Here is a 13,310-nt window from a genome sequence, read left to right on the forward strand (position 1 = left end):
CGGAGACGGGAACGGGGTGGGCGGGCTCGACGCCTGCGAGGATCGCGATCACGTCGGCGAGCGAGAGGGAGCCCATGTTGTCGACGGCCTGCGTGGTCTGCGCGCCCAGGTGCGGGGTGACGATCACGCGGTCGGCGAGCTCGGGTGCGAGCAGCGGGCTGTCGTGCGCGGCCGTGTCGCCGTCGAGGGTGTCTGCCGCATAGCCGGCGAGGATGCCATCGTGCAGCGCCTGTGCCACAGCGGCCTCGTCGATCAGGTCGCCGCGGGCGGTGTTGACCAGCACAGTGCCCGGTCGCATGCCCGCGAGGCGCTCGGCGTCGACGAGCCGCTGGCCCCCGGGGGCGTGCAGCGTGATGACGTCGGCATGACCGAACAGTTCGTCGAGTGAGACGGGTTCTGCACCGCGAGCGCGAACGACGTCGTCAGGCAGGAACGGGTCGGCCGCGAGCACGCGCGGACCGAAGCCGCTCAGCCGTGCGGCGACCCCCTGGCCGATCCGCCCGAAGCCGACGATGCCGACGGTTGCGGCACCGAGCTCCCGACCGCGACGCACGCCCCAGTCGCCGGCGCGCACGCGGCGGTCGCCGTCAGGTACGAACCGGAGGGTGGCGAGCATGAGCCCGACCGCATGGTCGGCGACCGCGTCGGCGTTGGCGCCGGGGGTGTTGGTCACCGGGATGCCGCGATCGCGCGCCGCCGCCAGGTCGACCGACTCGGTGCCGACGCCATACCGGGCGACGACCTTGAGCTTCGGAGCGGCGGCGAAATGAGCATCCGTGACCGCACCGGTGCCGGCGATCCACGCATCGGCACCGTGCAGCAGCGACCGCAGCTCGTCGAGGTCGTGGTGCGCCGGTCCGCGCAGAATGCGATGCCCGGCCTGCGCCGCACGTTCGACCAGGTCGAGGTCGCCGTCCGAGAACGAGCGGCTGGTGACGAGGATGACGCCCATCAGCGCGGCCGTCCGGCGAACCACGGCGCGAGGGCCGTGTAGGCGTCGGCGAAGCGGGCGTGCCGCTCGGCGTAGACGGCGTGACGTGCGGCATCCGGGGTGAACTCGGCGGTGACCTCGCTCAGGGCGCGGGCGGCCGAGAAGTCGGTGAGTCCGAGTCCGACCGCGGCGGTGACCGCGGCGCCGAGGCTGTTCGCCTCTTCGACGATCGTGCGACGGCGCACGGGCACGCCCCACACGTCGGCGAGCACCGAGAGGTACACGTCGCTCTGGGCTCCGCCACCGACCGCGTCGATGCGGTCGATCGAGGTACCGGCTTCGCGGAACGCCTGGATGCAGCTGAGCAGATTGAATGCGGTGCCCTCGAGCACGGCCCGCACGAGGTGCGCCCTGCCGTGATGGCGGGCGAGGCCGACGAACGCGCCACGGGCATCCGGATCCCACATGGGGGAGCGCTCGCCGAGGAGGTAGGGGAGGAAGTAGAGGTCGTCGGTGTCGACGTCGGCGGATGCCTCGGCCGTCAGCCGCGCGGTCTCGGGGTGCGCGGGGTCGCGGGAGAGGGCCTCGGCGATCCACTGCACGGAGGCGCCGCCGGCCTGCATGGTGGCGGTGGGCACGAACGAGCCGGGCACGACGTTGTCGAAGGTGAAGGTGCGCATCGCGGGGTCGTGCAGCGGGGCGTCGGCGGCGAACGAGATCCACGACGAGGTGCCGAGGCACACGTAGGGGCCGTCCTCCGGCGCGACGACACCCGAGCCGACGGCGGCCATCGGACCGTCGCCGCCGCCCATCACCACGCTGACGCTCGTGGGCAGGCCGAGGGCCATGGCTGCGGCATCCGTCAGTGTGCCGGCGATCTGCGTGGATTCCAGGATCTCGGGGAACAGTGCGGGGTCGAGTCGTGCAGCCTGCAGCACCTCGTCCGACCAGGTGCCTGTCGCCTGATCGTAGGCGTTGGTGCCCGAGGCATCCGAGCGGTCGGTCGCGAGGCGTCCGGTGAGGCGCAGCACGATGAAGTCCTTCGCGACGCACACCCGACGCACGCGCGCCCAGGTGTCGGGCTCGTTGTCGCGCACCCACATGATCTTCTCGACCGAGTACGTCGGGTTGAGGCGGTGGCCGAGGATGCCGTAGGCACGCTCGGCGCCGACCGCGGCCTCGAGTTCGCGCTGCTGCGCGCCGGCCCTCGTGTCGGCCCAGATGATCGCCGGGCGTGCGGGTTCGCCGTCGGCATCGAGCAGCACGGCGCCCATCATCTGGCCGCTCACCACGAGCCCTGCGACGTCGGTCGGGGCCGTGCCGGTGCGGGCGATCAGGTCGCGGGTCGCCGTGACGACCGCGTCCCACCAGTCGGCGGGGTTCTGCTCGGCGACCCCGCCGGCGGCGAAGTGCGCGGGGTACGGCACGGTGACCGAGGCGACGATCCGGCCGTCGTCGTGGTGGAGCGACGCCTTGTTGCCGGTAGTGCCCAGGTCGTGCGCGATGATCATGGCCGGAGCCTATTCCGCGTAGGGACGCAGGTCGACGCCGGAGGCTGCGCGATAGGCACGCGAGCCCATTCCGTGCTCCAGCACCCAGCCGTAGTCGTGCCCTGCTCCTCCCGGATACACCGCGAGGAAGGCGTAGGGCTCGTCGCCGGTGTTGACCGAGCGGTGCGCCCAGCCCGGGGGGATGTAGCCGATCGTGCCGGGAAGCATGTCGAGCCACTCGGTGCGCTCGCCGTCGAACATGAGCAGTCCGCCGTGGCCCTTCAACGCCAGGTAGATCTCGCCCTGGTGGTTCGGGTGCTGGTGTCCCTTGGTCATCCAGAGCTCGCCGGCCGTGTCGCCGGGCATGATCGTGGTTATCGACTGCGGCAGCTCCCGGTCGATCTCGGGCACGGGGGAGCTCACGACCGTGTAGACCACGGGGTTCTCGCCGGCGGATGCCGCAGCCCAGGCCTCGGCATCGAGGAAGAGCCCCTCGAGGTCGGACATCCGCCGGGTGAGGGTCGGTCCTTCGGGAGAGAGCGTGAGCTTCTCGGCGTCGAAGGCGATCGCCATCGGAGAGATCGGCGGGGTGTGGAACTCGGGCATCGGTGCTCCTCGTAACGGATGCTGCGGCGGTGCGCAACCTGTAATGACAGGTTCACTGTACCTGTTATGACAGGTGGCGTCCAGAGCGGGTTGCGCCCGCGCGCGATCTGCGGCGCGCATCTGCGCGCGGGGTGAGGGTTGGCGGACGGGGGTCGGCGGCTGCCACTCCGGTCGCAGTTGGCGTGGCCCGCTGCCGCTCCGGTCGCAGTTGGTGTGGCCTGCTGCTGCTCCGGTCGCAGTTGGTGCCGCCTGATCGCGAAGAATCCGGCAGGAACTGCGACCGGAGCCTAGAGGGGTCGTTGGAGCGCGGGGCCGGAGCGCGGGGGTGAGCGATGCCGCGAGCGCGCCGGTTCAGGCCTCCGCGAGCCGGGCGCGGTAGGCGGCGACGGCGTTGCGGTTCGCGCACGTGGTCGAGCAGTACCGTTTCGAGCGGTTGCGGGACAGGTCGAGCGCGATCGCCTGGCAGGTGTCGTCTTCGCAGACGGTGAGGCGTGAGCCCTCGTCGGAGCGGATGACATCGATCATGGCCATCGCGGTCTCGATCAGCACGCGCTCCGCGAGGGGGTGGTCGTCGGCCACGGCGTGCAGGTGCCAGTCGGTGCCGTCGTGGCGGCGCAATGCGGGGGTGAGCCGCGACTCCGCGAGGGCGTCGTTGACGTGGGCGGCCATCTCGTCGCGGGGTGCCAGCAGCATCGCGCGCAGACGGGGGCGCAGGCTGCGCAGCGAGGCGACTTCCTTCTCGTCGCGGTCGAGTCGCCCGGTGTAGGGGAACTCCTCGAGGAACGCGGCCTCGTCGGCGATGTCGGTCAGCGTGTCCGGATGCTCCGCGGAGTTCACGAGCCAGACGGCGGAGCGCAGGGCATCCTCCGTGTCATCGGTGAAGATCATGTTGACATCTTACAGCGCCCGCGAGTAGCGTCATCGATCATGAGCAAGGTGAGCAGTGACACGATGGTCGCGTCCGCACGTGACGTGCGCCTCGGGCTGCCGCTCGCGATCGCCGCAGCCTTCGCCTTCGGCATGTCCGGCGGCTGGGCGCGCGGGCTCATCGATGCCGGATGGACTCCTGGCGCCGCCGTCACCGCACGCATCTGGGTCGCAGCCCTCGTGCTGCTCATCCCCACGATCCTCTCCCTGCGCGGGCGGTGGGGTCTGCTGCGTCGCAACGCGGGCATGATCCTCGCTTACGGACTGCTCGCGGTCACGGCGACGCAGCTCTTCTACTTCCAGGCCGTCGCGGTCATGGATGTGGGCCTGGCTCTGCTCATCGAGTACACCGCTCCGGTCGCGGTGCTGCTGTGGCTCTGGCTGCGGCGAGGGGAGCGCCCGACGCGTCGGAGCATCATCGGTGCGGCCATCGCCTTCGTCGGCCTGGTGCTCATGCTCGACATCCTCACCGGGGCCGATGTGAACGTGGCCGGCATCCTGTGGGCGCTCGGAGCCATGGTGGGAGCGGCGACCTACTTCGTGCTCTCGGCCAAAGCTGACACGGGACTGCCGCCCATCGCGCTCGCCGGCAGCGGCCTGCTGCTCGGGGCACTCGGGCTCACCGCAGCCGGGGCGATCGGCGTGCTGCCGATCACCTGGACGACCGACGACATCGCGTACCGGTTCGGCAGCGTGCCGTGGTTCGTGCCGGTGCTGGCGATGGGTGTCGTCGCGACTGCGCTCGCCTATCTGCTCGGCATCGCTTCGACCCGGATGCTGGGCTCGCGGCTCGCCTCGTTCGTCGCACTCGCCGAGGTGGTCGCTGCTCTGCTGTTCGGGTGGCTGCTGCTCGGGCAGTTGCCCGACCTGCTGCAGGCTCTCGGCGGCGTGCTCGTGCTTGTCGGCGTCGTGGTCGTCAAGCTGGGTGAGCCCTCCGCCCCGGAGTTCATCGAGCCGGTGCCGGCGGGCAAGAATGTATACGAGAAGCGCACTCCGGAAGATATCTGAACCCATCTAGCCGCTTTATGTATACACTGAGGGCATGACCCTGGTTGTCGAACGCACCTCCGCGAGCGATCGCGCGTATGCGGCGCTGCTCGACGGCATCCAGTCCGGCGCTCTTGCGGCCGGCTTCGTGCTCGGCGAGGTCGAACAGGCCGAACGCCTCGGCGTGAGTCGCACCCCGATGCGCGAAGCGCTGCGACGGCTCATCGCGGATGGGCTCGTCGTGCAGCAGTCGCCGCGGGTCACGGTGGTCGCCGACCTCGACGCCGACGACATCCGCTCACTCTTCGAGATCCGCCGCGCGCTCGAGGAGAGCTCGGCCCGCCTCGCCGCCGCCAGGGGAGACGCCGCCCTGTTCGCCGCCCTCGCCGACGAATTCGCGCACGTCGACCTCGCTGCGGTCGAAGGCCGCGACGCCTACTACGCGCTGATCGCCCGCTTCGACGCCGCCCTCGACGCGGCTGTCGCCAACGACTACATCGCCTCGGCGCTGCGCACCGTGCGCACGCATCTCGTGCGGGTGCGCCGGATGGCCCGCGACAAGCCCACCCGCCTCGCGGCCTCCGCCGCCGAGCACCGCACCATCGCCGAAGCGCTCGCCGCCCGCGACGGCGACCTCGCCGCCCATGCCACGCACGTGCACCTGCACAACGCGCTCGCCGGCATCCTCGACTCTCTCGACTCCAGCAACAGTGTCGACTCCCGCAACAGTGAAGGATAAGAAATGACTGTCACCCACCACGTCCGTGTACACCGCAGCGACGAGAACCTCGCCCGCGAAGACCAGCTCGCCTGGAAGATCGCCGAGGTCGCCGCCGACCAGGTCGAGGTCGAGCAGCACGTCGTCGACATGATCATCAACCGCATCATCGACAACGCCTCGGTGGCGGCGGCCTCACTCACCCGCGCGCCGATCAACGCGGCCCGTGCGCAGGCGTTCAGCCACCCCGTCTCGACCGGCGGCGTCGGCGCGAACCTCTTCGGTGCGGCGCTCGACCACCGCACGAGCCCCGAGTGGGCGGCCTGGGCGAACGGCGTCGCCGTGCGCGAGCTCGACTACCACGACACGTTCCTGGCCGCCGAGTACTCGCACCCGGGCGACAACATCCCGCCGATCCTCGCGGTCGCGCAGCACGTCGGCAAGGACGGCCGGGCGCTCGTGCGCGGCATCGCCACCGGCTACGAGATCCAGATGGACCTGGTGCGCGCGATCTGCCTGCACAAGCACAAGATCGACCACGTCGCCCACCTCGGCCCGTCGGCCGCCGCCGGCATCGGCACCCTGCTCGGCCTCGACGTCGAGACCATCTACCAGGCCGTCGGACAGGGCCTGCACACCACGACCGCCACGCGTCAGAGCCGCAAGGGCGAGATCTCGACCTGGAAGGCGCACGCCCCCGCCTTCGCCGGCAAGATGGCCGTCGAGGCGGTCGACCGGGCCATGCGCGGCCAGACCAGCCCCGCGCCGATCTACGAAGGCGAAGACGGCGTGATCGCCTGGATGCTCGACGGCAAGGACGCCTCCTACGACGTGCCGCTGCCCGCCGCGGGTGAGCCCAAGCGCGCGATCCTCGACTCGTACACGAAGGAGCACTCGGCCGAGTACCAGGCCCAGGCGCTGATCGACCTCGCCCGCAAGCTCGGAACCTCGAACCCGGCGCTGCGCGACCCCGCGAACATCGACTCGATCGTCATCCACACCAGCCACCACACCCACAACGTGATCGGCTCCGGCGCGAACGACCCGCAGAAGTACGACCCGACCGCATCGCGCGAGACGCTCGACCACTCGGTGCCCTACATCTTCGCGGTCGCGCTGCAGGATGGCGGCTGGCACCACGTCGACTCCTACGCCCCCGAGCGTGCGGGCCGTGCCGACACGGTCGCGCTGTGGCACAAGATCACCACGGCCGAGGATGCCGAGTGGACGCGCCGCTACCACTCCGAAGACCCGGCCGAGAAGGCGTTCGGCGGTCGCGTCGAGATCCGCCTGACCGATGGCTCGACCGTGGTGGACGAGATCGCCGTGGCCGATGCGCACCCGCTCGGAGCGCGTCCGTTCGCGCGGGACAACTACATCGCGAAGTTCCGTCTGCTGGCAGAGCCCGTGCTCGAGCCGGCCGAGATCGAGCGGTTCCTCGCCCTTGTGCAGCGCCTGCCCGAGCTGACCGCTGCCGAGGTCGGCGAGCTGTCGATCGTCGCGAAGCCCGGCCTTCTCGAGGCAGCGCCGTCTCCTGCGGGACTCTTCTGATGCTGTACTCCACCGTCACGCCCGCCGAGAAGCGCCGGCTGTTCCGCGAGCGCCTCGCGAGCGGTGAGCTGTTGCGCTTCCCCGGCGCGTTCAACCCGCTGAGCGCGCGTCTGATCGAGCAGAAGGGCTTCGACGGGGTCTACATCTCCGGTGCCGTGCTCGCAGCAGACCTAGGGCTGCCCGACATCGGCCTCACCACGCTCACCGAGGTCGCCGGACGCGCGAAGCAGATCGCCCGCATGACCGACCTCCCCGCGATCGTCGATGCCGACACCGGCTTCGGCGAGCCGATGAACGTCGCCCGCACGATCCAGGAGCTCGAAGACGCAGGCCTCGCCGGCACGCACATCGAGGACCAGATCAACCCGAAGCGCTGCGGACACCTCGACGGCAAGGCCGTGGTCGACGAGAACACCGCGATCAAGCGCATCCGCGCCGCCGCCGACGCCCGTCGCGACGAGAACTTCCTCATCATGGCGCGCACCGACATCCGCGCAGTCGAGGGACTGGACGCCGCGATCGACCGGGCGAAGGCCCTGGTGGATGCTGGAGCCGACGCGGTGTTCCCCGAGGCGATGCGCACGCTGGCCGAGTTCGAGGCCATGGCCGAGGCGCTCGACGTGCCGATCCTGGCGAACATGACGGAGTTCGGCAAGAGCGAGCTGTTCTCGGTCGAGCAGTTGCGTGACGCCGGGGTGAACCTGGTCATCTGGCCGGTGTCGCTGCTGCGCATCGCGATGGGGGCGGCGGGCCGTGCGCTCGATACGCTGAACGACGAGGGGCACCTGACCTCGAAGCTCGGCGAGATGCAGCACCGCGCCGATCTCTACGATCTGATCGACTACGAGTCGTACAACCACTTCGACTCGGGCGTCTTCAACTTCACCATCACGAAGGAGTGACCATGACCGAGCCGGACATCAAGAAGGGCCTCGCTGGCGTCGTCGTCGACACGACCGCGATCTCGAAGGTCAACCCCGAGACGAACAGCCTGCTGTATCGCGGCTACCCCGTGCAGGAGCTGGCCGACACGCAGCCGTTCGAGGCCGTCGCCTACCTGCTGTGGAACGGCGAGCTGCCCACACCGGAGGAGCTCGCGGCCTTCCGGCTCGAGGAACGCAAGCACCGCGCGCTTGCCGACAACGTCAAGACCGCGATCGATCTGGTGCCGCTCGACGCGCACCCGATGGACGAGGTGCGCACCGCGGTCAGCCTGATCGGCGCCTCCGACCCCGGTGCCGGCGGCTCGGTGCTCGACGCGGGCGGCAGTCCGGAGCAGAACCTCGAGCGCAGCATCCGCCTGTTCGCCGCTCTCCCGGCGATCGTCGCCTACGGTCAGCGTCGTCGTCGCGGCCAGGAGATCATCGCGCCGCGCGACGACCTCGACTACTCCGCGAACTTCCTCTGGATGACGTTCGGGGAAGAGGCAGACGACGTCGTGGTGGATGCCTTCAACCGCTCGATGATCCTCTACGCCGAGCACTCCTTCAACGCCTCGACGTTCACCGCGCGCGTGATCACCTCGACCCTGAGTGACATCTACTCGGCAGTGGTCGGTGCGATCGGCGCGCTCAAGGGTCCGCTGCACGGTGGCGCCAACGAGGCCGTGCTGCACATCTTCGACGACATCGGCACGGCCGAGAACGTCGTGCCCTGGCTGGATGCGGCTCTCGCCGAGAAGCGCAAGATCATGGGCTTCGGGCACCGCGTCTACAAGAAGGGCGACTCCCGCGTGCCGACCATGAAGGCGGCGCTCGACACCCTCGTGGAGCACTACGACCGCCCCGATGTGGCCGCTCTCTACGACGCGCTCGAGTCGGAGTTCGTCGCGCGCAAGGGCATCTACCCGAACCTCGACTATCCCTCGGGTCCGGCCTACAACCTGATCGGGTTCGACACCCTCACGTTCACGCCGCTCTTCGTGGCGGCACGGGTGACGGGCTGGACCGCGCACGTGATCGAGCAGGCCGGATCGAACGCGCTCATCCGTCCGCTGTCCTTCTACGACGGCCCCGACGAGCGGCACGTCACCGACTGACCCGACGGACGAAAGGCCCTGATGCGTCGACCGCATCGGGGCCTTTTCGTCGTGCTTAGCGCGGTGGGATCCCCGCGGTCAAGGCAGTGCAGCGAATTCCTCCTCGGAGTAAGACAGATGCCGGGGAGTTTCCGCCCCGCGCACGAAGGAGGGTCCATGTCCGCATCCGACGCCACCGTCAAAGAGGTCAAATCGCTCGTTCCTGCGCGCATGGACCGGCTGCCGTGGTCGCGATTCCACTGGCTGATCGTCGTCGGGCTCGGCTTCTCGTGGATCCTTGACGGCCTCGAAGTGCAGATCGTCGCCGCGAACGGCTACGCCGCCACCCTCGGTATGGGACCGGCCGAGGTGGGGCTGGCCGGCACGTGCTACCTGCTCGGGCAGGTGTTCGGAGCGCTCTTCTTCGGACGCCTCACCGATCGCCTCGGACGCAAGAAGCTCTTCCTCGTGTCGCTCGCGGTCTACCTGGTCGGATCCGCCGTCGCCGGTCTCGCCTTCGCGCCCTGGTTCTTCTACATCTGGCGGTTCGTCGCCGGTGCCGGCATCGGCGGCGAGTACGCGGCGATCAACTCGGCGATCGACGAGATCATCCCGGCGCGCTACCGCGGACGTGTCGACATCGCGATCAACGGCACCTACTGGGGTGGCGCGGCGCTCGGTGCGGTGGCGAACGTGTTCTTCCTGAACACCGACATCCTGCCGGAGGACATCGGGTGGCGGCTCAGCTTCTTCCTCGGCCCCATACTCGGGCTGCTGCTCATCTACATGCGCCGACACATCCCGGAGAGCCCGCGCTGGCAGATGACCCACGGCCGGGAGGAGGCCGCAGAGCGCAACGTCGACGAGATCGAGGAGCGCATCCGCAAGGAGGGCAAGACGATCCCGCCTGTGGACGAGAGCAAGGCGATCACGGTCAAGGAGTACGGCCGCGTGCCGTTCCTCGTCATCGCGAAGGTGCTGTTCCGCAAGTACCCGCGGCGCACCCTGGTGGGCATCACGATGATGGTGACGCAGTCGTTCCTCTACAACGCGATCTTCTTCACGTACGCGCTGGTGCTGGAGAACTTCTACGACACCCCGCCGGCTTCGGCGTCGCAGTACTTCATCGTGTTCGCGGTGGGCAATCTCGCCGGTGCGCTCATCCTCGGGCACTTCTTCGACACCTGGGGCCGCCGACGGATGTTGTTCGGCACGTACATGCTCGCCGGCCTCATCCTTCTCGTGAGCGCCTTCCTGTTCAACGCCGGAGTGCTGAACGCGGCGACGCACACGGCATTCTGGTGTGCCTCGTTCTTCTTCGCTTCCGCCGGCGCCTCCGCGGCCTATCTGACCGTGAGCGAGATCTTCCCGTTGGAGCTGCGCAGCCAGGTCATCTCCTACATCTTCTCCATCGGGCAGCTGGTCGGAGCGATCGCACCGGTGCTCTACGGCGCCCTGATCGGTCAGAGCGCCGAGAGCGGCGACCGCGGCCCGCTGTTCTGGGGCTACGTGCTCGGTGCGGCGATCATGATGTTCGGCGGCATCGTCTGCGGAGTGTTCGGGGTGAGCGCTGCGGGGAAGTCGCTGGAGGACATCGCGGATCCGCTCTCGCTCGTCGAGTCAGCGGACAAGGGGAAGACGAGCGGGGCGTAGCCCCGAGACGGAGCGGAACCGGCGCCGCGCAGGTCGTGGCGCCGGTCTCGCTCAGGCGAGCGCGGCGACGAGCGCCCGGGCGGCGGATGCCGATGACTGCGGGTTCTGGCCGGTGATGAGCAGCCCGTCGACGACGGTGTGGTCGCTCCACGGGGTGGCGATGTCGAGGTCGGCGCCCCGCGCCCGCAGCTCGCTCTCGAGCAGGAACGGGGCACGGTCGGCGAGGCCGCCGATGCGCTCCTCCTCGTCGGTGAACCCGGTGATGCGGCGTCCGGCCACGACCGATTCCCCCGCCGCGGTGCGGGCCGGGAGCAGAGCTGCGAGCCCGTGGCAGACGGCTGCGAGCGGGCGTCCGGCGGCGAGCGTCGCCGTGATCAGCGCGGCGGAGTCTTCGTCGACCGCCAGATCCTGCATGGGTCCGTGACCGCCGGGGTAGTAGACCGCGTCATACGCTGCGGGGTCGACGTCGGCCAGAACCAGCGGGGCGGTGAGCCCGTCGATCGCGGCGATCGACTCGGCGTCGCCCTCGGCGAGGCTGGACGCATCGGCCACCGGCGCGACGCCACCCGGGGTCGCGAACGACACCGTGTGGCCGGCCTCGCTGAGCAGTCGGTAGGGGGTCAGCAGTTCTTCTGCCCAGTAGCCGGTCGGGTGCGCGGTGCCGTCGGCGAGGGTCCAGGTGCGGGCGCCGGTGACGACGAAGAGAACAGAGGGCATGCGTGCTCCAGAAGGTCGGACGGCAGACGCCGTGCGGATGAGATACCGAGGACAACGGCTGATGTCCGCATCCGCTTCCGATAGATTCGCGATATGAACGATCGGAATTCCGATGGACTGCGCGATCTCGCCCTGTGGCGGACCTTCCTCGCCGCGCAACGCTCCGGGTCGGTGTCGGCGGCGGCGCGGATGCTGGGAATCGCCCAGTCCTCCGTGACGACGCAGCTGCAGGCGTTGGAGCGGAGCATGGGGGAGCCGCTCTTCATCCGCCATGCGCGCGGGATCGTCCCCACTCCCCGCGCCGACGATCTGGCTGCGCGCCTGTCCGGACCGCTCGACGCGCTCGCCCTCGCCGTCGGAAGTCCGTCGCCGGCCACCGCTCCGCCGGTGCGCATCGGTGGAGCGGGTGAGTTCGTCGAGCGCGTGGTGATGCCGGCGCTGGCGCCGATGATCGCGGAGGGCCGGCGGATCACCGTCACCACGGGGTTGGCGGATGAGCTGCTCGAACAGCTCGGTGCCGGAAGCCTCGATCTCGTGCTCTCGGCCATCCGCCCGAAGGGGCGCGCGCTTCCTGCTGCGGCCCTCGTCGACGAGGAGTTCGCGCTGGTCGCCGCGCCGTCGCTTGGGGTCAGCGCTTCGGCTGAACTCGTGCCGAGCGCCCTCGAGGGCACCCCGCTCCTCGCCTACGCACACGACGTGCCGATCCTGCGGCGGTACTGGCGGCATGTGTTCGGCCTCCGTCTCGAGCGCGAACCCGCCCTGATCATGCCCGACCTCCGAGCCCTCGCCGCGGCAGCCGTCGCCGGCGCGGGGGCCACGGTGCTGCCGACCTACCTGATCGCGGAGGAGCTCGCCGAAGGGCGGCTGGCCGTGCTGCGCGAGACCGATGACCCGCCGATCAACACCCTCTACCTGGTGCGCCGCCCCGGTCCGCTCACCGATGTCGTCGCCGAGATCGAGCGGGCGCTTCGGCTGGCCGTCGCCTGATCCCGCATGCTCGGGTGAGACGGGCGTCAGCGCGTGAGCCAGCTCCGCAGCGACCGGGTGACGAACGGGAGCACCCAGTACGCCATGATCGGCGTGAGCACGAGGGTGGTGACGAGCACTCGCAGCCAGATCGGCAGCTCGTTCCATCCCGGTACGGGGCTCATCGCGTAGGTGAAGGCGAGGTTCACGGGGAAGAAGCCCAGCCAGATCGAGGTCGCCTGCTTCCACCGCGGCGGGGCCGGAGCGACCGTGACGGTCTCGGTGGTGCCGTCGGAGGAGGGCAGCGTGATCGTGCCGGTGGTCGGCTCGTCGAACCAACCCTCGATCCCGGTGCGGCGCTTGGAGCGCTCGCTGCGCACGAAGCCCTCGCCCATCGACAGCCACCACGCCCGCTCGGCCGACTGCTCCCACGCGGTGAGCGAATCCTCGCTCGCGAAGCGGTAGAGCATGTGCCACACCTGCGAGTCCTCACCGGCGCGCACCCAGCCGGAGCCGAGGAAGCCCGGATACTTCGTCGCGAGGTTCACCCCCGTCTGCACCCAGGCGGTCGCCTCGACGATGCGCTCGGGGTCGACTTCGCGGCGGATGGACACGGTGAGGGGTTCGGACATGGTGCGGTCCTCGGGGGAACGGGCGTCCGGGGTCAGGACGCCGAAGCGGATGCGCCAGGGGTGGCGGCGCACCCTCGATTCTAATTCGGATGCGGCAGGTTCCCGGCCGCTCCCC

At 69.8% G+C, this 13,310-nt stretch carries 13 protein-coding genes; 7 read left to right on the forward strand and 6 right to left on the reverse strand.

What is annotated here, in order from left to right; all coding sequences use genetic code 11:
* The 4 genes from CQ040_RS20130 to CQ040_RS20145 form a co-directional block, all read right to left on the reverse strand.
* Window positions 1-976: phosphoglycerate dehydrogenase (locus CQ040_RS20130; protein WP_105720499.1), on the reverse strand; the 976-nt coding region annotated here is incomplete at its 3' end.
* A complete protein-coding gene (gene xylB, locus CQ040_RS20135) occupies window positions 952-2,442 on the reverse strand; it encodes a xylulokinase (RefSeq protein WP_105528712.1) in 1,491 nt (496 codons plus the stop codon). The genes CQ040_RS20130 and xylB, both read right to left, overlap by 25 nt.
* A gap of 9 nt (window positions 2,443-2,451) precedes the next feature.
* Window positions 2,452-3,027, reverse strand: coding sequence for a glucose-6-phosphate isomerase family protein (locus tag CQ040_RS20140; protein ID WP_105528711.1), 576 nt, complete (start codon window positions 3,025-3,027; stop codon window positions 2,452-2,454).
* 351 nt (window positions 3,028-3,378) lie between these two features.
* Window positions 3,379-3,915 (reverse strand): CGNR zinc finger domain-containing protein, encoded by a 537-nt coding sequence (locus CQ040_RS20145; protein ID WP_105528469.1) that lies wholly within the window; start codon window positions 3,913-3,915, stop codon window positions 3,379-3,381.
* 39 nt (window positions 3,916-3,954) lie between these two features.
* On the opposite strand from CQ040_RS20145, the gene CQ040_RS20150 reads away from it, so the two are divergent.
* From CQ040_RS20150 to CQ040_RS20175, 6 genes are all read left to right on the forward strand, one after another.
* Window positions 3,955-4,962, forward strand: a complete 1,008-nt coding sequence (locus tag CQ040_RS20150; RefSeq protein ID WP_105528468.1) for a DMT family transporter — start codon at window positions 3,955-3,957, stop codon at window positions 4,960-4,962.
* Window positions 4,963-4,996: 34 nt separating this feature from the next.
* Window positions 4,997-5,680, forward strand: a complete 684-nt coding sequence (locus CQ040_RS20155) for a GntR family transcriptional regulator (RefSeq protein ID WP_105528467.1) — start codon at window positions 4,997-4,999, stop codon at window positions 5,678-5,680.
* A gap of 3 nt (window positions 5,681-5,683) precedes the next feature.
* A complete protein-coding gene (locus CQ040_RS20160; RefSeq protein ID WP_105528466.1) occupies window positions 5,684-7,210 on the forward strand; it encodes an MmgE/PrpD family protein in 1,527 nt (508 codons plus the stop codon).
* Window positions 7,210-8,112 carry a methylisocitrate lyase gene (gene prpB / locus CQ040_RS20165; protein WP_105528465.1) on the forward strand — a complete coding sequence of 301 codons (903 nt, stop codon included), beginning with the start codon at window positions 7,210-7,212 and terminating at the stop codon, window positions 8,110-8,112. The genes CQ040_RS20160 and prpB overlap by 1 nt, the downstream gene beginning before the upstream one ends.
* Before the next feature lie 2 nt (window positions 8,113-8,114).
* Window positions 8,115-9,248, forward strand: a complete 1,134-nt coding sequence (locus CQ040_RS20170) for a bifunctional 2-methylcitrate synthase/citrate synthase (protein WP_105528464.1) — start codon at window positions 8,115-8,117, stop codon at window positions 9,246-9,248.
* 156 nt (window positions 9,249-9,404) lie between these two features.
* Window positions 9,405-10,880, forward strand: coding sequence for an MFS transporter (locus CQ040_RS20175; RefSeq protein WP_105528463.1), 1,476 nt, complete (start codon window positions 9,405-9,407; stop codon window positions 10,878-10,880).
* A 51-nt stretch (window positions 10,881-10,931) separates the two neighbouring features.
* On the opposite strand, the gene CQ040_RS20180 is transcribed toward CQ040_RS20175, so the two are convergent.
* A complete protein-coding gene (locus CQ040_RS20180) occupies window positions 10,932-11,597 on the reverse strand; it encodes a type 1 glutamine amidotransferase domain-containing protein (RefSeq protein ID WP_105528462.1) in 666 nt (221 codons plus the stop codon).
* 93 nt (window positions 11,598-11,690) lie between these two features.
* Between CQ040_RS20180 and CQ040_RS20185 the strand changes: the two genes are divergently transcribed.
* Window positions 11,691-12,584 carry a LysR family transcriptional regulator gene (locus tag CQ040_RS20185; protein WP_105528461.1) on the forward strand — a complete coding sequence of 298 codons (894 nt, stop codon included), beginning with the start codon at window positions 11,691-11,693 and terminating at the stop codon, window positions 12,582-12,584.
* Between the two features lie 26 nt (window positions 12,585-12,610).
* Here the strand turns inward: CQ040_RS20185 and CQ040_RS20190 are convergent, their stop codons facing one another.
* Window positions 12,611-13,195: an antibiotic biosynthesis monooxygenase gene (locus CQ040_RS20190; RefSeq protein WP_058632958.1), complete on the reverse strand. Its 585-nt coding sequence runs from the start codon at window positions 13,193-13,195 to the stop codon at window positions 12,611-12,613.
* Window positions 13,196-13,310 lie beyond the last annotated feature (115 nt).

The organism is Microbacterium sp. MYb54, assembly GCF_002979515.1.
Lineage (GTDB): Bacteria > Actinomycetota > Actinomycetes > Actinomycetales > Microbacteriaceae > Microbacterium.